Below are 20936 nucleotides of genomic sequence, written 5' to 3'. Positions count from 1 at the left end.
TAAGTAGTGGGTCATATTTAGTCATACATTTATTTGATTGAGAACAGGATGGAAAACACCTGGTTTCCATAATTTTCAAGAATATGGTTTACTCTCGAATGCAGCGCCGCTTTACTTTCAAAATCCTGAGGGCGCAGCCACTCGTGTTTGATCTTCCTCCACAGTGTCTCGATCAGATTCAGGTGGGGGCAGTAGGGCGGCAGGAAGAAAAGGTACATCCCCTTGTGCTCCCATCCTCCGATTTTACCCTCAACCTGCTTGGAGCAGTGCCAGGGCGCGTTGTCGAGTACGACGACCGTGGTCTGCTGCACCCCTGTGGCGTAATCGTCAAGCCAATCGATGACCGTCTGCGAGCTGACAGGGCCCGTGGTCTGGTAACTGGTCAGATCGCCCCGCAGATTCAACAGGCCAAAGACGTTGAGCGAACCGCCCTTCTGGCTACTGATACCGCGCTGCTGACCGGTAGGCATCCAGCCGTAGGGCACATTGGGCTGCAAGCTGAAGGCGCTTTCATCAGCGTAGCGCAGATCGATCAGACCGGACAATGCCAAGCACAAAAGCAGGCCCAGTACCTCGGTGGCCGCCTTCACTTCCTCTTCCGGGGGTCGCTTGGGTGGACGGCGCCGGAAGCGCTTCCAGCACCAGCCGTTTTTTTTAAAAGTCTACGAAGCGTCTGCTGTGACATTTTCTTTCCTAGGGTGGCCTCGATCTGCGCACGCGCTACGTCGAGCTTCTGGGGGTGCTCTTCAACGATTCGCTCGATCTGGTCGACTTCCTTGCGGTTGTCGATGCGCACGATAGCCGGGCGTCCCGGTCCTTTGGCCGTGTTCAGCCCCTCAAGCCCGGCATTCTCGTATCGGTTCAGCCACTTGACCACGCTCTGGCGATTGCAGCCCAGTATATCGGCGATGTCAGGAATCTTTCGCCCCCGGTCGCTCAGTAGGATCATCTGGCAGCGAAGGCGAAAGGTGGCCTTATTGCCCCGCTTGTGGCCTTCAACAAGTGCCTCGCGTTGCTCGGCACTCAATGTTATGTATCGTTTCTTTCCTTGCATGAAGGAAAGATAAAAATTACATCCATATTTTTGACCGACTACTTAATAATACATACTTCAACCTATAAGCCACTACTACCATGCCCCCACTAGAATCCACCTCAAAGCTACTCACCAAGTCCTTATTCAAAACTGGTCTCCAATGTCCTACCGCTTTAGCCTATGTAGACACAAGTGAATATTTCAATCAAAGTAATGATGACCCTTTTTTACAAGCCCTCGCCAATGGAGGATTTCAGGTAGGAGCACTTGCTAAGTACCTGTTTTGTGATGAGCCGGAGAAAGAATTCTTTACGGTCGAAACCATCAACAAACAGCTTGCTCTGGACCTTACCAGAAGCCGTCGGGCCCACAAACACCAGCTGCTAGCCGAAGCAGCTTTCCAGCACGAGAACCTGCTCGTGCGTACAGACATTACTGTTGAGGAAGAGGACGTCATTCATCTTTACGAGGTAAAGTCAAAGGGATGGGATCGTGAAACAGAATTCCTGAAAGAAATTAAAAGAGGGCCGCAAAAGGGGCAAAATAAGCTCAATCCTGACTGGCGGGATGAACTATACGATATAGCTTTTCAGAAGTACGTATGCGAGCGGGATACCGGTAAGAGGGTCAAAGCTTATACAATACTTGTCAATAAGGACGAAGTATGTACTGTAAATGGATTAAATCAGCTCTTTCGGGTAAAAGAAGAAGATGGCCGCCTCAAGATTACATCCAGGACTAACCTGACCCGTAGTGAGCTGGGCCACCTGCCCTTGAAAATAATTAACGTAGATGAGGTGTGCGACTGGATTTATTCGAATCCGGTAGAAGTTGACGTAGAAGGAGTTGAAACCTTCGAACAGTTAATAGACAAACTTTGTAACGCCTATACATCTAAGGAACGTATCAAGCCGGTATTGGGCTCAAAGTGCAAAGCCTGTACGTATAAAAACCCAGACTTTCCACAACAGCGCCCTGCCAGTGGATTCCACGAATGCTGGAAAGAGGTAGCGGGGCTGACCAACAACGACTTTGACCAGGACCTGGTACTATCACTTTGGGCGGGGAAGACCGGAGCTAAAAACATTGTGAAAGAAGCACTGGATAGAAAGCATATATTTCTCAAAGATGTCCCCGAAGATGTATATGCACCCAACAAATACGAAGCACCGGGAGTAACTACCCTGGACAGTACACAACGACGTACAATCCAGATCCATAAAGCCGCCAGAAAGGATTTCGTTCCCTACCTGGATCTGGAAGGCCTGACAGACCTTTTTGATCAACTACCTGCCCCCTTCCATTTTATAGATTTCGAAACTACCATGACGGCTTTGCCTTTTCACGCGGGTCGGAAGCCGTACGAAGCCGTAGCTTTTCAGTACTCCTATCACGTCATGGAAGCCGATGGCTCTATTCGGCACGAAAACGAATTTTTACATTTTGATGCAGGGGTGTTTCCTAATTATGAATTCCTGCGGAGCCTACAAAAAGATCTTTTCAACAAGACGGGTACTATTTTCAGGTACCATAGCCACGAAAATACGTATCTGAATCACATTTACCGGCAGCTCATGCTCGAAACTGTAGATACCGTACCCGATAAATTTGAACTGATGGCTTTTATTGAGCAGATAACTGAACCAGGACGTAATATACCTAAATCGAAAAAGTGGACACCTATCAACCCCATGCAGGACTTGTACGACCTGGTGCTTAAGCACTTTTATTCCCTCTACGCCAAAGGTTCTAATTCTATTAAAGATATACTTCCCTCCGTCATTAATAGCTCGGACTATATCCGTAAGAAGTACTCTAAGCCAATCTACGGAACAGAGCAGATACCGAGTCGGAATTTCCGGAGCCACTGCTGGATAGATGAGACAATGGGTAATAATCCTTATAAAACACTGCCCCCCATAACAGATGCCAGCGGGCGGTGCATCAGTAGCTAGGAGGAAGCTGAGTTGGAAGAGATTAATAATGGAGGAGCAGCCATGACGGCCTATTCCTACCTGCTTTACACAGATTTGAGTGAAGAGATTCGTCAGGCTTACAAGGGAGCACTACTTCGGTACTGCGAACTGGATACCATGGCTATGGTGATGATTTGGGAGTACTGGGGAAGAGAGGTAGGCTATTTTAAATAATACGCTACTTATAGTTTTTGCATCATGCTATTTAACCCTATGCCCAATATAATCAGTCCCGACAGCGGTCATAGAATTTAAGGAAGAGAAAAATTAATTGAATAGTACAGTACTTGGATAAGAATTAGATCCACTAAAGAAATGAAACTATGCCTGAAAATATTAAACACATATACCAGCCAACCGGTAACTCCTGCGGACCCACCTGCCTGAAAATGGTAGCCGATGCACTCTTACCAGAGGTACCTTCCATTGAAGAACTATGTGTTCTATGTGGCACTGACTGGGTGGAGGGAACACCTCCTGAAAAAATGAAGTTGGGGCTGGGGGGACTGGGGCTGAGCTATAAAGTCCATACTAATGAGGAGCAGCCATACCGTACGTTAGCAATAGTACTCAAGAGTGGTAGTATAGCTATTCTGCGGACAATCACCCATGGAGTACCCCATTGGATAGTAGTGTACGGCCTACACGGCGAGCATTTTCTTGTATATGATCCTACACTGGGTGAACTAACTTATTCGCAGGAAGAGTTGGAAAGCATCTGGCGGGTCAGAGACTACTATTTCTTTGAAATTAAAAAGGTACTAATAAGAAGTGTCAGGGAGGATGATTTAACCATTATTAAGCCCCGACTGGCGGAAGTATTTAAATCTACAGACCTGCTTAGCGAATCAATCTGGGGGATGATCAGTCACTATGAGCCCGAGTTGAGCGTCGTGGCCGAATCAGGTGGAGAGGTAGTGGGCTTTTATTTCCTGGGAAGTCAATCTATTCCTCCGTACGGGCCCGATTATGAAGTCCTTAAGGACTTAAAAGGAATCGAAGGATTAGCCCTGGGTGTATTCAAAGAATTCAGAAGATTTGGTATTGGAAGAAGGCTGATAAATTACCCCTCTACTATCAAAGGTATTGACTATATCTGGGGGTACCAGCTAAGGCTACTGAACAATCGTGAACACTGGCTGAAACGAAGAAAAATTTATGAAGAATCAGATAGTGTAATTACTACCTACCAGCTGTTTAACTAATACCGATACCGGTACTCCAATGCAAGCTTGCAACTGTGACTGCATGATAGCAGGAACTAGTAGATTTGGTTCATTGGTCATACACTATTTATAAATTCACTACTATAACAATACCCACCAATGAACGAAACTGAACGCCTAATATTTATATCCGACTGGTCACCGGCCGAATTGAATAGCCTCTGGCAGAACTGCTTCGCCGGAGCAGCAAACTCAGAACGTGAACAGGTATGTACCCTACCCCGTGTCTGAGCAGAGACAATTAAGCTACTTTATGGATAATGCCGTCCGGCATTATAATGCCTGGATCGTAAAAAGTAAACAGGAGAACGCCATGGTTGGCTTCGTCATCCATGGAAACTTTTTCTCCGGACACCCGAATAACATTGGCTTCAACATCGGCCTGAACTACACCCGGCAAGGCTATGCGACCGAATCAGTAGGTAGCTTGGTCAACTACCTGAGGAGCCAGGGTTACACCGAAACCTTTGCCCATTGTTTTGCGACGAACGTTCCTTCCATTAGGTGCATGGAAGCGTGTGGGTTCATAAATATGGGCCCAACAGGTCGGCAGTATGGAGCCAATGTTGAAATAGAATTGAAAAAGCGTATACCATAAACTGACATTTATGAAACTTTAAAATTTTAAAGCTATGGTTAACATCTTAGTAAAAATTCCACTTGAAGGAGAAATTTTAAATGCGCTTAGCCCAAAAGAGCTAGACAAAGATTATGATGGAGCAATCGAGGATTATAATAGAGCGCTAGAATCAAACCCCAATGAATCAATAAATTATTTTTGTAGAGCCAGGTTAATATATAGATATGAAAATGATATCAGAAAACCTGATTATGAAGGTGCTATCAAAGATTTTTCAAAATCAATTGAATTAAATCCAAAAGAGTGGATCGCCTATTATTTTAGGGCTTTTGTAATGTTTCATAAGTATAAAGATTATAAATCCGCCATTGAAGATTGCAATAATACAATAATTCATAATCCTGAATACTATTTGGCTTATATTCTACGAGCTCAAATAAAAGATAGAATTAAAGATTATCGCGGAGCTATAGAAGACTATACAACCGCACTAGAAATGGAGCCAAACAATATAAATTTATTTAAAAGTAGATCAGAAATAAAAGAAAAGCTAGGGGATTACTTAGGCTCGTTTGAGGATAAGCGAAAAGCTATGCCGTTAGACCCCAAAGATGCTCGATATTATTATTGTGAAGGATGGATAAAGTATTATCAAGGAAATTATAGGGAAGCAATTGAAAACTTTACCTTAGCGTTGAGGGCGGACAGTCAATTTACTGCCTCAATAATAGCAAGAGGTGTAACTAAAATAGCCAATGGTAAGTTTGACGAAGCACTACAAGACTTACATATAGCTCTTGAACTTAATCCTGATTGCGAAGTAGCTCTTGGCCTAGGCGATAAATTAAAGTTATGGTTACAATCAAAATTTAATAATGGAGAAACCTTTCTCGTTGCGCTACCACTTGGAAACAATTTTGACCAACTTAACTTTCACATTGATAATGCAAAGTACTTATACAACGAGGGGAAATATCAGAAATCCTTTTCCCATTTGGAAATAGTATTCAAAACCGGTTATTTCTCACCTGCTTTTTTAGAACAAATTGGAGACGTAAAATTTAGGCTGAAAAAATATAATGAAGCCTGTGATTATTATGGTGCATCAATTGATCTGGGATTGACTGACCCTTCTAACAACTTAAATAAAAGGACGTTAGCCAAAAGACATATGTCCTTTTTTAAAAGAACCGAACGGGATATACCTTTCAAAGAGTATGACCCTTTTTCATGGAAGACTCTACATTCGTTAAATCAGGTTGAATCTGCGCATGATTGTAAATGTATAGGTGATGCGAGATATGACCTTGGATTTTATACAGAAGCCGTAGAGTTCTATTCTAAAGCATTAGAATTGGAACCAGACTATAGTGATGCAATCAAAGCCAGAGAAAGAGCAGAAGAAAAGTTGAATGATCATCCTGGAGCTTAAGGTGATTTGGACTGTGCACCTAAAAAAATGTATCATAAGCAACGTATGCTCATTGATCTTTTTTTACTAATGGGTTTACTATAACCCTAAAGAGCAAGTCTGCAAGCTTGCAGACTTTTCTTACGCTTAAAGAGCCTACTTACCTTTGATACGCTAAATAACCTATTCATCAAATCACATTTAAACCGAACACACTTATGAGCCAGTCCCTACGCCCTATTTATAACCTGATCATCCTGGATGAGAGCGGTTCCATGCAATCTGTTAAAACAGTAACCCTAAACGGCTTCAACGAAACCGTCCAGACCATCCGGGCGGCCCAGCGGCAGTTTCCTGAGCAGCAGCACTTCGTAACGCTGGTAACCTTCAACGGCACGGGCATCAAAACCCTGCTTGACAAACAGCCGGTAGAAGAACTCTCCGAACTAACCGCAGAAAGCTACCTGCCCAATGCCAGCACGCCTCTTTACGATGCTATCGGTAAGAGTTTAATGCGCCTGGAGTTTCAGACCGAGCAGGAAAAAGAATACTCGGTACTGGTAAGTATCCTTACAGATGGAGAAGAGAATAGCTCCCGGGAATTTAAGGGAACGAACATCAAAGCCATGATCCAAAGGCTAAAGGAAAAAGACTGGGCATTTACCTACATGGGGGCCAATCATGCCGTGGAGCAAGTAGCAAAGTCGATGGATATAGATAGCTTCACCCAGTTTGAGTCTAACGAAGAAGACATGAAGGGTTTGTTTAAAAAAGAGAGCCTGGGCCGCATGAGCTTTTACAACAAAATCTACCAGGGACAATCAAGTAAGGATGCTATGAAGGACTTTTGGGACAAGGAATAGCTCCGGGACCAAAGATTTTCCCCTCTACTAAAGTTCTGCTTCTTCGGCTATCTTCAAAATAGCAGTATTTAATAGCCTTAAAAGCGCGCAGCCTGATAGCATGGGTGATTAAATTAATCATTCTTCTACGTATATCTACACCGTTATTATCTTGAGAAGCGCTGAGGTAAAAGCCATCTCTTGTGATTTTGAATGTTTTATACCTCAAACTATACGCCCATGGCACATACACAACTTAGCGAACAGGAAGAAGAACAGCTATACTATTTCTACCGCGCATTAGCTCATGAATTAATACGGGATACCGTTCTCTACCAGCCTTTTATGCTGAATTTTATCAAATTAAAAACTGAAAGCCAGTTGAAACGCCTTTGGCACGAGGCTTGGACCTATTCCAATATGCCTAAGAAGCCCGCCATGCATGACTTCAGCAGTACTTTCAGAACCGAAGGGGAGTATGAGATCGTACTTTTTACATTTCCGCAACCTATCGGGATGACCAACGCCTGGATGTCAGTAGCTATACGAAGCGAGGGAGCTGACTCTTGCCGGTACTTTACACTTGAAGATGCGATGGATAGTACTCCTGAAAAACCTGAGGCTATGCTTTGCGAATGGACGCCCGACGGCCATAAAAACTATGGCTTATTTAGTGGCGATGTCCAGAGTCCGGATGAATTCATAAAATCATCGCTACAGGTGATAAGGTCTTGAGTCCAAGGCTTATTAATTTACGTACAACTACTAACCAGCACACAACAATGACCCGATTCATCCATATCGCCGACTGGCAGCTAGGCAAGCCTTTTGACGGCATAAGTGATACAATTAAACACATCCTACTGAAACAAGAGCGGCTTAAAGAATTGATGATCTGGAAGAAGAAGCCCGTCGTCCTACCTGGAGCAGTAATCTAAAATACAATTGCTATACAACTTAGATAGTTATAATTAACCTGCCCACCCATGACCAAAGGATAGAGATAAGTTAAAAAACTTTTGGCTACCAGCATAACCATAAAATAATTTTATTTGATAATTCCATTTTTTTTTACCTTATTGTTATTTTATAAAATTATACCTCTAGACAAATGGCTTGTTCTCTCCTCTTTTCTTCCATCTACAAACAGATAATACTTTCAAAAGTAACCAACACATTCAATAATTTACGCATTATCAGTTTAATTAATTAATCGGCGTAGAGCAGCTGGTTCCAATCACGATGCTCTTGAAAACGAGAAAAAGATATCCCTAGAAAACCCTAATTATTCAACTTTTATTAAGGCGTAAAAATATCTATATATATTGTTAAATAACCTATTCACCAGACACCACCCCATAGGTGCGATAAATTATAATTAATAATAGATAAAAATATAAAAAAGCTGACTATATTTCAAACGGAATAAAGCAATCATACAATCTATAAGAAAAGGATAGTTATTCGACCACCACTATATACTTATATATAATATCAAATCTCACACTCATATTTTTTCACTCATGATTAATATAGAATTAATTACTCAAATAATTCAAACATATTTCCCTGATCTTGCAAATACATATTTTAGTATCAATAATAATACAACTCCTACTTTCACGGAGCGTTATTTACTACCTTACATGATCTATAATAACTCTGTCAATCCTCAAAATAGAGTTATAGGATTGTATCTGCCAGAAGATTATAATATTGTAAATCTTATTCCATTTTATATTATAATGGGAAAATACCGCAAAGCGCTGAATAATACACAGCATGGCTTTACAAATCAATATTATACACTGGGTCAAAAGCAAGTTGTGTACAAAGGAAACATATGCAGCATTACAAGTGTAGAATTCATAAATAGACAAATAACAATAACATCAGGTATCGGCCATATTATTAAAATGACTTTTACAAATTTATATCAATTGCAATGGGAATACAGAAGTGCGCATGATGTTCGAGACCTCATTTGCTCATTTAAAAAAATTGACAAAGCAGTCGAAGGAAATATATTTAACTTTCCAATTCCTCCCACTTATGATGAATATGAGGGGGCTATAATATTCACAAATACTTCTAAATTTGAAAGTCTTCTTCAAAACGTAAAGGTGTCGGACTCAGACTTAAGGAAGCATTTAAATATTCAGAAAGTAGTTTTCTCCCCTGATGAAATAAAATTTCAACTTCTATCAAACACCAGAAAAACTGGCAACAAACCCGTCTCCATACTGATAGCGCGCCATGATGCCTTCCGAGCTTATGAAGCCATAATAGAGGCAGGAAATGGCGATCTAGATCATATTAAAACCATAATAATAGATGGATTTGATGAGTTATCAGACCGCTGGAATAAATCTGATAGACTTAATGAAGAGTACAGGTGGTTGAATGACAATTATTTTGAAAGAGTATATAATCACCATTTAAATAACATCTATTTAATAACTAAAAATAACAATTTATACATTCATGATAGGTTAATTAATTTACAAATCAACTATACCCCTTGGTTATTAAATCCAGTCGAAGAACAAATTTTAAACAATGGTGCTAATGCGAATTTGGAAGCAAATATTGTAGTTACTAATATCGGATGCATCAGATATGAAGATCTAAATAGAAGAATAACTAATTTATTATACAGGTGGAGAATACTAGCACAAGAAAGCTTTTGTAATGGAGAAGTATTAAAACCTATTAGTTGTCTTAACGAATTGAGTACAAAACTAAATTCTTTTTACGACCCTGATAGTTTTACAGTATTCAGAGATAGTTTTTTATCCACACTTGACCAAATACAGATAAGATGGTTCGCCAACGGCCAAGACTATAATATTATCATCGAAACACAAAGCCTTATAAATGATATTTTCAACATACCAGAATACTTTGTCAACTACAAGTTACAATGCATTTCGGATTTGGTAGCGAACATGAATATTAATGGATCTATATGCATAGTTTCTGATAATACGAATATGGATGATAAAAGGTGGATAGAAGGCAGATTAAATGCTATCTGTCCAAATATAAGTGCTACATGTTACCATAAAAGTAAATTACATAATATTAACTCAAATAATGACATAGTTCCAACAGCAATATTTTACCTAACAAGCAACAGAAAACTTGTTGGTACGGTATCAAGCAATATTCTAGCTAATAGGCAGGTCTTTGTCCTAGATAGCAGATCATATTCATTTACTATGAGGACTTTACGTAGGCACCGACACCTTCAGGTAGAGGTAGGTAATATTAATACCAAACATGAACTTTTGGGGGTAGAAGTGCCTCCGAATATGCAAGTTGATGAAATGAATGAATTGATTCCTATAGATTATAGGTGGCATGATATTGATAACGCTAATGATGGCAATAACAATCCTAATGATATTGATGGACCTGATGATGACTATGAAGACCCAGTTGATGACTTAGACATTTCACCAATTATCCCTATTACTCCTAGAGGGCCCGTCAGTATGTGTATTATGCTTTTTGATGACAACACTTCCATTACTGTGCCTTTAAACAGAAATTTCTTTATATATGAGGATTCAGACTTTAAGGATGTGGACAAATTAATGAAACCCACAATCCAACTGAAAGAAGGAGATCAGATAATTACTACTAAAAGTGGAGTTCATGCGAAAGAGTTGATGGAGCAATCTCTAAAAAAGAACCCTAATTTTAGACAAATCATCAAATTAGACGAAAGATGGAGATTGCAAATTAAAAATTATTTAGGTAATAGTATGGATGTCGAATACTTCTGTAAGAAGTTAAAAGAACATGGATTCATAATTGGACCGGCTGCTGTAGTAAACTGGATAGATAATGAAACCAGGAGACCTGATAACTTTAAAAAGTTATTACTGACCCTCAATATAGTTGGAATTATTGATATAAATGATATAAATTCTCTAGACAAAGCTAATTCAGAATTAAAGTCTATTCAGATAAAATTTATAAGAACTGCTATGCAAAAGCTTATTGCCCAATTGAATGGTATACATTTAGAAGAAGATGAAGTATTCACTAATACCTTGCTTGACGAATTCATAAATCATATTGAAATAAAAAAAATATACAAAATTTACCATATTTAATAATGCCTATCAGCCCCTCCTCATTGAACGGTTATGACTTCAATTCTCATGCAGAGAAAGAGATATACCTAGCCGCAACAGAAAGCAAGTACTTCAACAACTCTGACAAATACCTTTTTCACTCTTTGAATATGTCTAAGACGGGTGATAAACGAGTAAAGGGTGAGATAGACTTTGTATATCTGGATAGTGAATGTATCCTATTTATGGAGGTAAAAGGCGGGGAGATAAAATATGATTCTTTATCTAACCAATGGTATGTGATGGGTGGTACTGAGAAGGGCGATCCCTTCAAGCAGGCATATGACTCTTTATTTCAGACCAGGGATGGGTTACTTCCTGGCCTCTTTGAAAGAAGATTTGTTTCAAAGAGGCTGGTATTTGGAATAGGTGTACTATTTCCTGATTGCTTAAAGCCAGATGAGTTCAGGAAGTCAACTAAAGATCAAATGGAATATGATCCGGAACTGATATTTGATTACACTGACAAAAAAGTTAATGATGGATTTATTAAATATATTGAAAAATTAAAACTTTATTGGTCTTCGCACCCGCAGTTCCGTAATCGCACTGGTATAAGCAGCCTCGAGTTAAGCAGCATAAGTAAGTTTTTCAGAAAAGATCTTCATTTTCGCTTGCCCGTTTCTGATCTTATCTCTAAAAGCGATAAAGAGACGAGCCGACTTACATCCATGCAAATGTTTGCGTTGGATAATCTGAAGTATAATGAAGGAAGAGGTGGCATTATTATGGGAGGGCCTGGCACAGGTAAAACACTGCTGGCTCTTGAATTGCTCAAACGAAAAGTTACTTCTGGTAAACGAACCCTTTTTGTGTGCTTCAATAAGAATCTCGCCGAATATCTCAATACTCAGGCAGTTAACCATATATCTGATGAAGGTATGTTTGAAATAAAACACCTGCATGGCATCTATCGGGATAATAGCTATGTACATGATAGTGTTGGGCCTGTACAGAATGGGGAAGATTACTGGTCACAGGAACTACCATTGCTCTTTGTAAGAAAACTTGCTGATTCTAAAAAGCAATCTTTTGATTATCTCATACTGGACGAAGGTCAGGATATTCTCAATGAATATCATTTCGATGCTTTGGACGAGCTTTTGAAAGGAGGTCTTAATTCTGGTAACTGGGCACTTTTTATGGATAAAGAGTTTCAGAATATTTATAACAGAGATGCTGACAGCTATTTTGAGTATCTAAGGGAAGTGTACCCGTGCTTTGTAAATGTTTTGCAAATAAACTGCCGCAATACATTATCGACTATTCAGCGTGCATCGGTTCAGACGGGCTTTCCGCAGATGCCTTGCTTAAAAACGGATCAGTTCTGGAAAAGTGAGATTAGATTTTACAAATCAGAAATTGATCTCCTGAACAGGATTAATAGTATCATCAGTAATAAAGAGGAAGAAGGTATACAGAGAAAGGATATAACTGTACTTTGTTTTGAAAAAAGACAAATTGAAGCTCTCATCCGGTCTAATCCAAATCTCTATTTTGAGGGAGCTTTTAGTAATGTTAAAAAAGTAAATATATCAACTATCCATTCCTATAAAGGCCTAGAGAACAGATTTATAATTATCTGTGGACCTGCTGACTATAATATTCATGATAAAGTTCAGATGTCACTCATTTATATTGCTAACACAAGAGCAACAGCACAAAGCATCTTCTTTATTAATACTTTCTTTCAGCCTGTATTCGAAGACCGTATAAACAGTTTAATCTGAAGCCCTATGATGATTAGAGAAGAAATTTTAAATGAAGTAACCAGAATTTTACATGGTCCTATTAGTGGACATAATGAAGTTCTTGAGAAGAATCCGCTTGATTTTTATTCTGTGGGTGTATTATTCCCTCAGCTGACACAGATGGACGCTCCTGAAGACCAGGATGACAATAGTGTGGGTACTGGCGCTATTAATGAGGAAGAAGGAGACAATGAAGTGGCAGATAATGTAGCGCACCTTACTAATGGTAATATCAGAAACAGAAGGTTTACACAGGAGGTAAATGACGTGGGTAATTCTGGTGAGTTGGAATTAACTACTAAATTTCGTCCTTCCGCTGCGGGCATATCAGTACTTACTGTCAAAGGAGCACCTTTAACAGTAAAAGTTAACTTCGCAATTTATGAAAGACGTACAATCGAAAGAGATGCTGCTAACGGAGAAGGAACTCGTCAAGTCGTTGTTTTCCAACGCCGTCCGGAAGAATTTACATTAACATTAGGAAATGGCAACAATAATTTCCACGGACTACCTTTTACGGAGGACGGTAATATTATCTTTGTCAGGATCCATGAGCAGGCAAAGCTGGCTGTAACCACAAGACCATACCCGCAGCTGAGCGGAGAGGAAGAGCTGGAAATAAGAACTTTCACATTAATGAATAATAACACAGTTGCTTCTTTTCCACAACAAAAGAACCCGCAAGCTTGCCTGTTTCAACCTGGAATCAACATTAAATCATCTGACCATCTCATAGCGTTTGACGACCGTACAGACCTGAATATTCTTTCTCCCGAAGATCTTAACCTTAAATTATTATACCGCAATTACTGTATCTATGCTCAGGGGCATGGCATATCAGTAAACTGGAAATTTGAAGATAAGCTGGTTAAGGAAGTTTTCACCCAGGTACTTCCGCAGGAAAAAGTGAATGGTGTTGATCTTAATCCTGAAATTTTCAAAAACAGTGAAGTTCTGTACATAAAAAGATTAAGTGGCTCATCTATTAATAATGATTATCAGTGGGTTCAAATTCAAAAGGAATTAATCGAGTTTACTGAAATATACCTACAGTGGATTGAAGCACAGGAAGAGCAGATAAATACCTCGATTCAGGCAAATGTACTTAAGGATAGAGCACGATTAAACCTGGTACAGTGCCGGAAGTTGTATTCAAGAATGCAGCGGGGCATAGAGATTCTTTCAGAAGACAGTGATGCCCGCAAAGCATTTGAAGATGCTAACAGAGCTATGTTTATGCAAAGGGTTCTGGCAGACTTTAGCAAACACAGAAGGAAGGCGGGACGTGTACAGAGTAATGATGCTGCGTTTGATGATGCACTGCCAGATTACTCTGCCATCCCTTATGATGCAGGTTCAGGGGAAATATGGGCTAATGGTAGGCTGAATACTAACATAAACAACGCTATTGGTTCTAGGAAACTAGCCCGGTGGCGTCCATTCCAGCTTGCTTTTTTGCTATTCCAGGTAGAAGGAATAACAAATCCTTCATCAGAGGATCGGGACACAGTTGACCTTATCTGGTTCCCTACTGGTGGTGGTAAGACGGAAGCTTATCTTGGTCTTACCGCTTTTACAATCTTCTACAGAAGACTAACAGCTCTAAGGATCTATAAAGATCCGGACAAGGGAGCTGGTGTAACTGTTTTGATGCGCTATACATTACGATTATTAAATAAACAGCAGTTTGAGAGGGCTACTATCCTGATCTGCTCCTGTGATCTTATTCGCAGAAATGAGCCTAAGTCTTACGGGACGATAAGAATATCAAATGGTATCTGGATGGGAAGGTCAATGACTCCAAATCAGGAGAATGATCAAATAGCTGACTATGGTCAATATATTTTGAGCGTAAATGGTGGCCAGCAACCTAATACATTCATAATTTCTCCTCCTTTACTATCCTGTCCATGTTGTGGTAACCGTCTAATACGCGAAATAGAAAACAATCGGGTAACAGGCAGGTGGGGCTATTTCAGACGATTGAACAATATGGGACAACCGACAGGTCGTTATCTTATGGCCTGTACAAATACCCTTTGCGATTTTCATGTTACCAGAGCAACTTTTAGACAAAATGGGGAAAAGGTACTGCCCGTTTACGAGGTTGATCAAACAATTTACCAGGAGCGTCCGTCATTACTGTTCTCCACTGTAGATAAGTTTGTCCAGCTTGCATGGAGAAGTGAGGCCTTTAATCTGTTCAACATAGAATTTAATAATAATGAGGTTGAGCGGCTTTATCCATCTCCGGAACTTATAATCCAGGATGAATTACATCTGATTAGTTCTGCCCTGGGGACCATATATGGCGTTTATGAAATAGTCATTGACAGACTGTGTCGCGAAGCTGGTGGAACCATCTCCAAAGTTGTTGGAGCTACCGCTACTGTCAGAAATGCAGAGGAACAATGTAAACGTCTATATGGAAGATCCAACTTTCTACAATTTCCACCCCCGGCGACCGATGCAGATGATTCATTTTATGCCAAAAAGCTTACTGAAGACCCTAATAATCGACTTTATGTAGGATTTATGCCTTCCGGTATAACTACCAGTACAGCGCTCATAAGGCTAGCTGCTGTTTTGCAGGAAAGAATTCCGGCACTACCATTCAATAATGAAATACTGGATAACCATTATACACTGGTTATGTATTTCAATGCTTTAAAAGAACTGGGCAAGTTCAGAACATTCTTAACTGATGACATTGCAGCATACCGAAAACTGCTGTCGAATCATTTTGGTACGTTCTTTAAACCTTTCAATAATAATACTCTTTGTGAATTGTCGAGCGTGATGTCAGCTGATGATATCACTAATGGGCTGGACAGACTGGAAAAAACCACTTTGCCAAAAGGGCTTGATGAAAATAACTTTCTTGTAAAACGACTTTTTGAAGCTGGTATTCGTACAATTACTGACTTCCTAACAGCACAAGGCCCTTTGTGGAGCACATTCAAAAGTCAGGCATTTTTTGAGCAGGCTGGGCTTCCTTATGCTGGTAATGCGGAAGATTATATAACGCTTAGAGATGCTGTTAAAAATCTGTTCGGGAACCAGGCAGAGCCGGTACAAATCGCACCTGCTACTAATATGATTTCAGTGGGAGTAGATATACCCAGACTGAATACTATGATTGTCAATGGGCAACCTAAAACCGCCGCAGAGTATATACAGGCAAGTTCCCGTGTTGGAAGGGAAGGCCCGGGTGTAGTATTCACATTTCTGGCCCCTACTAAAAACAGAGACCGCTCACACTACGAACAATTTAAGGCTTTTCACCAAGCCTATTACTATCATGTAGAAGCAAGCTCCGTTACTCCATTCTCACGACCAGCTCTGGAAAAAGTGCTGCCAACTGTTCTGATAGCACTTACCAGAAGTTTATTTTTAAAGGGAGCAAATGGAGTTTTTAATGCTAATCATGATTCTTATACAGATTTCATAGATCTGATAATAGCTGATGTCAGAGCAAAAGCTGCTGTTATATATGAGGGAGATGCCTTACAAACCATTCATGATACAACAGATCAAATCAGATCGGAAATTAGAGGACGCTTCCAGAATTTGTCAAACCTTGCAGCTAATCGAAGATTGGCTAATTATGTAAATTTTATGAATTACGATCATAATCTTGGTATTCTGGTAACCCGGATAGACAACCCCCAGGCATATTATAACGCCCCCTCCCAATTTGTAGATACTCTCCTACAGGACCATGTTCCCACTATGCAGACTTTAAGAAATGTTGAATCTTCTTCTAAAATAAGGATAAAAAGGAATTAGACATGAGCTACGATATCAGACAGTCACAGGTTATACATACATGGCCGGCGGGTTCAATGATTGATTTCCCGGAACTATCCCTAATCATGCTTTGTCACGATGATAATCAAATAGATTGGGGAAATGCAGATGAAAATAGTCCTAATGCAAAACAAATAATTAAAGATAGTCGTCTTGCAGAAGCCTTTAAGGTAGAACAGTTCGTTGTCCCCCCGTTACAGAATGGGATAAATAATTTATCTGTATATGGCCTGCGCTTTCCTGGCGCGCAGTATTGCCCAAGATGTGGTCTAATTCATCAAATTACACGTGATATGGGTAGAATGGTTATGGAAGGCGTCACTTTTGATCAGGGTATGAGGGCCTTTAACTGCATAGATTGTACCAATCATCAGGCTAATATTCGTTCAGCGTTAGTACCAATGCGTTTTGTTATCGCAACTGAAGAAGGATTCTTAGGGGATTTTCCGTGGGACTGGTTCGTTCATAGGCGTCTCCCGGAACAACGCAAGAAAAACCATAAGCTATATTTTAAATCAAGGGGTGGTTCAGCCGGATTGAGAGATATCATTGTTGAAAGCCGAAGTCACAATGGTAATAGATTAATCGCTTCTGAAAATCTGGGAGATATATTTGACCAGGCGATTTTTACTACCCCGGATGCACATGGTCATTATCTTAACTATGTGAAGGGTTACTTACCTAAACCCTGGAAAGGCTGGCATGATAACGAATCCTATGTAACGGAATTGATCAATGATATTCCCTCCCCGGAAGCCATAATGAATGGTGAAGATCTATCAGATGAGGCCAAACGAAAGTTTCCCCGTACAATGCAAAGGGGTGCCGGGAATATTATATTTCCAATTATTTACAGCGGCATTTTATTACCCAAAACTTCATTTGAACAGCAGTGTCCTCCGGAGGTACAAAAGATTCTGGATTCTACTATTGAAAGCTATAAAGATAACTCACCTGATACCTATCAGGTTTATACCAATGACCAATGGAGAGACCTTTTTTTAAAGAATGTTGAGAAGAACCCAAATCATAAGCTGCTTAAACTTGATTACAACATTTTTTCAGTAAAGTGTTTTATTAAAAATTACTTTGGAGATAATACGGAGGAACGATACATAAATAAAGCAGTACTGCTACGAGAACAGGAGTTTAAGGCATTCACGGGTCCAATAATGGATGATGATACTGTATGGTTTAATAAAGCTAAAGTTGCTGGTGGAGCTTATAATACATTAATCGATCAGGACGGTCTTTTGGATGAAGTAGTCTTGATGGAAAAACTTTCTGCCCTAAAAGTTTACAAAGGTTTCACGAGGGTAAGACCACTTTTAGGCGAAGAACTGGTATTTGCCGAAGCAGCAGATAATCTAAATGCTACACAGAGACTTGAATTTGATCGGATTCAGGATGCCCGAAAAGATCCTACCCATACCCGTGAGCTACCCGCAGTAGAAGTAAAGGGAGAAGGTATTCTGCTAAAGTTCAGTAACGACAGGCTCAACGCCTGGTCCAATACGTATTGTGACAACCGGCTTGATACCATAAATTCAAACCTTCAGCTGGTAAACCGTGATTTCCAGCAAAATCACCAGCTCCTTACTAAGCGTTACCTGTTCCTGCATACACTTTCACATATATTGCTCAAAGAACTTGCAGAAGATTGTGGTTACAGCCTTTCTTCCCTTTCCGAAATTATTTATTGCAGCAGTGATGATAAAATAGGTACTGATGATGAAATGAATGGAATCCTTATTTATACCACTACGTCTGATGCTGAAGGCTCATTGGGTGGACTGGTAGAGAAGGGTCAGCCAAATTATCTCTCTTCCATTATCAAAAAAGGGGTAGATAAAGCCAGATGGTGTTCTTCTGATCCACTATGTATTTCTGCAGACCAGGGACAAGGATTTATGGGGCTCAATCTGGCTGCCTGCTACTCCTGCGTGCTTTTACCCGAAACAAGCTGTGAAAAAATGAATAAATACCTTGATCGGGCAGCAGTAATCGGGATGTTGAATAATCCAGACTTAGGCCTTTTCAACCAGTAACCTCAACTCTATGACATTAGAAGAATTCGCGGCTGACTTTTTTGAAAATGTATTGATCAGTGCAGAGTCTGATGGACTTTCGCTTGAAGATGTCATAACAAATGATGTCCTGGAATATATAAAGGATTGTGGGGAAGCGCTTGAGCCACAGTTATGTAGTTTAAAAGCCAGGGGTTTAAAAATCAATGCTATTGACTATGATGACGATAATGAATCAATCGATCTGTTTATAACAATTAGCAGAGAGGTATCAGGAGTTCAAAAGATTCCCGATAGAGAAATAATTGATGCATTTAGCAAAGCAGAAAAGTTTTTTATAGCAGCTAGGGACGGCACTATTTCAGATAAAATTGAAGAACCTGATGAACATTTGTCTGATTTTATAAATATCATTCAACAGACAAAGACCTATGTTAGAAATGTACGCGTATTTGTATTAACCAATGGTTTATGCTCCGCACATATCGTACCTAAAGATAAAGGAGAAGATAATATAACCTGGGACTATGAACTTTGGGATATTGAACGTGTATATCAGCAATATCTTATAAAGTCAGGAAAGCAGAAGATTGAAATTGATTTTGAAAGAGATTACAACTTCAAACTCAAATGTCTGCAGATGGATAATGTTAGTGACAAAGTAGATGAGTATCTTACTATACTTCCTGCTGGCATACTGTCTGATATTTATGGCCAATACAAGCAGGGGCTGCTGGAAAAGAATGTGCGTACATTCCTACAGTTTAAAACGAAAGTAAATAGTGGTATCCGTGAAACCATAAGGACTCAGCCGGATATGTTTTTCGCCTATAATAATGGCATTTCAACTACTGCCGAAAATGTAGAAGTTAGTCATGATGGAGGAGTGGCTTATTTAAGTCGAATCGAGAACCTTCAGATAGTTAACGGTGGTCAGACAACGGCCTCAATTTATTACACCTCAAACGAAAAGGACATTGATTTGAGTAAAGTCTTTGTACCTATGAAGATTTCAGTGGTAAAGACTGGTAATAGCTTAAATGATATTGTACCACAAATATCACAGTTTGCTAACAGTCAAACTGCCATCAAAGCCTCTGATTTTAGCTCGAACTCGCCTTATCATGTATCTATTGAGCGGTGTTCAAGGACAATATGGATACCTGAATCTAATGGTGGCAAATCTGTCAGCAAATGGTATTATGAAAGAACAAGGGGGCAGTATCTGGACGAGCGTTCCAGAATACCTTCAAAAAAAGACCAGAAACTATTTGACGCAGAGCATCCTAAAAAGTATAAATTTACCAAAACTGATCTGGCTAAATATGAAATGTGCTGGCGGCAGCGCCCACATGATGTAAGTAAAGGCGGTGAAAAAAACTATCTTCTCTTTTTAAAGGAAACTGATCAGAACGCTGAGCTGACTAAATCAGAATATGAACGGCTGCTGGCTAAGGCTATACTCTTCAAGGAAACTGATAAACTGGTAACTAAAAAGAAGCTTGCGGGATATAAAGCCAATGTAGTTACCTATACAGTATCACTACTTTCGCATAAATCAGGTCAGAAATTAAACCTTGATAAAATCTGGCAGCAGCAAAAACTCAATGAAGAACTACAATCATTTATTGCAAAACTGATTGATACGGTATGGATTCATATTACACAACCACCTAAGCAGGGAATGAATGTGACAGAATGGTGCAAACGGCTTGAGTGCTGGAATACGCTCAAAGACAAGTACGTAGATGCGAGTATTCTGAATGACCAGCTAGTAAATACAGGGCAAGAAGGTAAATTATTAAGTGAACAGCAAGTAAAAATAATTGAAAGTGCCTCTTCAATAAAAGGAGCTATTTGGTTCGCTCTGGCTAAATGGGCCAAGGCCAATAGTCAATTAAGCCCCTTTGATAGAAAACTTGCCTATAATCTAGGGGTATTACACAACCGTGGCACTAAATTATCCCCTAAGCAGGCTGATAACGCAATGCGAATTCGTAGGGAAGCCCAAGAAAAAGGTTTCATACCAGAAGAATAAACCACAATTTATGGAGCAGGTGAAATTTTAATATCCTTAAACATATTATTAAAAAATTCTTTTCTTACAAAACCTATTAGCAGAAAGTCATACT

General features: G+C 39.9%; 13 protein-coding genes and 1 pseudogene. 12 read left to right on the top strand and 2 right to left on the bottom strand.

Annotated elements, in window-relative coordinates; all coding sequences use genetic code 11:
* Positions 1-29: 29 nt before the first annotated feature.
* Positions 30-599, bottom strand: a pseudogene (locus VGN67_RS01070) (IS630 family transposase); the annotation flags it as partial.
* Positions 587-1054, bottom strand: coding sequence for a helix-turn-helix domain-containing protein (locus VGN67_RS01065; protein WP_327484905.1), 468 nt, complete (start codon positions 1052-1054; stop codon positions 587-589). The gene VGN67_RS01065 and the pseudogene VGN67_RS01070, both read right to left, overlap by 13 nt.
* An 80-nt stretch (positions 1055-1134) precedes the next feature.
* On the opposite strand from VGN67_RS01065, the gene VGN67_RS01060 reads away from it, so the two are divergent.
* The 12 genes from VGN67_RS01060 (at position 1135) to VGN67_RS01005 (ending at position 20842) form a co-directional block, all read left to right on the top strand.
* Positions 1135-2991: a DUF2779 domain-containing protein gene (locus VGN67_RS01060; protein ID WP_327484904.1), complete on the top strand. Its 1857-nt coding sequence runs from the start codon at positions 1135-1137 to the stop codon at positions 2989-2991.
* A 42-nt stretch (positions 2992-3033) separates the two neighbouring features.
* The gene (locus VGN67_RS01055) at positions 3034-3186 is read left to right on the top strand and encodes a hypothetical protein (protein WP_327484903.1); all 153 of its coding nucleotides are present in this window, start codon (positions 3034-3036) and stop codon (positions 3184-3186) included.
* A 149-nt stretch (positions 3187-3335) separates the two neighbouring features.
* Complete coding sequence (locus tag VGN67_RS01050) at positions 3336-4217, top strand: cysteine peptidase family C39 domain-containing protein (RefSeq protein WP_327484902.1); 882 nt, start codon at positions 3336-3338, stop codon at positions 4215-4217.
* Positions 4218-4437: 220 nt separating this feature from the next.
* Positions 4438-4836 (top strand): GNAT family N-acetyltransferase, encoded by a 399-nt coding sequence (locus tag VGN67_RS01045; RefSeq protein ID WP_327484901.1) that lies wholly within the window; start codon positions 4438-4440, stop codon positions 4834-4836.
* Positions 4837-4870: 34 nt separating this feature from the next.
* A complete protein-coding gene (locus VGN67_RS01040; RefSeq protein ID WP_327484900.1) occupies positions 4871-6250 on the top strand; it encodes a hypothetical protein in 1380 nt (459 codons plus the stop codon).
* 197 nt (positions 6251-6447) lie between these two features.
* Positions 6448-7092, top strand: coding sequence for a vWA domain-containing protein (locus VGN67_RS01035; protein ID WP_327484899.1), 645 nt, complete (start codon positions 6448-6450; stop codon positions 7090-7092).
* 219 nt (positions 7093-7311) lie between these two features.
* Positions 7312-7806, top strand: a complete 495-nt coding sequence (locus VGN67_RS01030) for a hypothetical protein (RefSeq protein ID WP_327484898.1) — start codon at positions 7312-7314, stop codon at positions 7804-7806.
* A 788-nt stretch (positions 7807-8594) separates the two neighbouring features.
* Positions 8595-11195, top strand: a complete 2601-nt coding sequence (locus VGN67_RS01025) for a hypothetical protein (RefSeq protein ID WP_327484897.1) — start codon at positions 8595-8597, stop codon at positions 11193-11195.
* A gap of 2 nt (positions 11196-11197) precedes the next feature.
* Positions 11198-12946, top strand: coding sequence for a nuclease-related domain-containing DEAD/DEAH box helicase (locus VGN67_RS01020; protein WP_327484896.1), 1749 nt, complete (start codon positions 11198-11200; stop codon positions 12944-12946).
* A gap of 6 nt (positions 12947-12952) precedes the next feature.
* Complete coding sequence (locus VGN67_RS01015) at positions 12953-16756, top strand: helicase-related protein (protein ID WP_327484895.1); 3804 nt, start codon at positions 12953-12955, stop codon at positions 16754-16756.
* A 2-nt stretch (positions 16757-16758) separates the two neighbouring features.
* Positions 16759-18825, top strand: coding sequence for a DUF1998 domain-containing protein (locus VGN67_RS01010; RefSeq protein ID WP_327484894.1), 2067 nt, complete (start codon positions 16759-16761; stop codon positions 18823-18825).
* A 10-nt stretch (positions 18826-18835) separates the two neighbouring features.
* Positions 18836-20842 carry an AIPR family protein gene (locus VGN67_RS01005; protein WP_327484893.1) on the top strand — a complete coding sequence of 669 codons (2007 nt, stop codon included), beginning with the start codon at positions 18836-18838 and terminating at the stop codon, positions 20840-20842.
* The last annotated feature ends 94 nt before the right edge of the window (positions 20843-20936 follow it).

The sequence above is a fragment of the Telluribacter sp. genome, assembly GCF_035998675.1.
In the GTDB taxonomy this organism is placed as follows: Bacteria; Bacteroidota; Bacteroidia; order Cytophagales; family Spirosomataceae; genus Telluribacter.
This window is presented reverse-complemented; position numbering and strand designations above follow the sequence as displayed.

Coding starts and splice junctions, on each gene's coding strand:
- VGN67_RS01005 (WP_327484893.1), top strand. CDS start 18,836: ATGACATTAGAAGAATTCGCGGCTGACTTTTTTGAAAATGTATTGATC.
- VGN67_RS01025 (WP_327484897.1), top strand. CDS start 8,595: ATGATTAATATAGAATTAATTACTCAAATAATTCAAACATATTTCCCT.
- VGN67_RS01040 (WP_327484900.1), top strand. CDS start 4,871: ATGGTTAACATCTTAGTAAAAATTCCACTTGAAGGAGAAATTTTAAAT.
- VGN67_RS01060 (WP_327484904.1), top strand. CDS start 1,135: ATGCCCCCACTAGAATCCACCTCAAAGCTACTCACCAAGTCCTTATTC.
- VGN67_RS01010 (WP_327484894.1), top strand. CDS start 16,759: ATGAGCTACGATATCAGACAGTCACAGGTTATACATACATGGCCGGCG.
- VGN67_RS01020 (WP_327484896.1), top strand. CDS start 11,198: ATGCCTATCAGCCCCTCCTCATTGAACGGTTATGACTTCAATTCTCAT.
- VGN67_RS01015 (WP_327484895.1), top strand. CDS start 12,953: ATGATGATTAGAGAAGAAATTTTAAATGAAGTAACCAGAATTTTACAT.
- VGN67_RS01035 (WP_327484899.1), top strand. CDS start 6,448: ATGAGCCAGTCCCTACGCCCTATTTATAACCTGATCATCCTGGATGAG.
- VGN67_RS01050 (WP_327484902.1), top strand. CDS start 3,336: ATGCCTGAAAATATTAAACACATATACCAGCCAACCGGTAACTCCTGC.
- VGN67_RS01065 (WP_327484905.1), bottom strand. CDS start 1,054: ATGCAAGGAAAGAAACGATACATAACATTGAGTGCCGAGCAACGCGAG.
- VGN67_RS01055 (WP_327484903.1), top strand. CDS start 3,034: ATGACGGCCTATTCCTACCTGCTTTACACAGATTTGAGTGAAGAGATT.
- VGN67_RS01030 (WP_327484898.1), top strand. CDS start 7,312: ATGGCACATACACAACTTAGCGAACAGGAAGAAGAACAGCTATACTAT.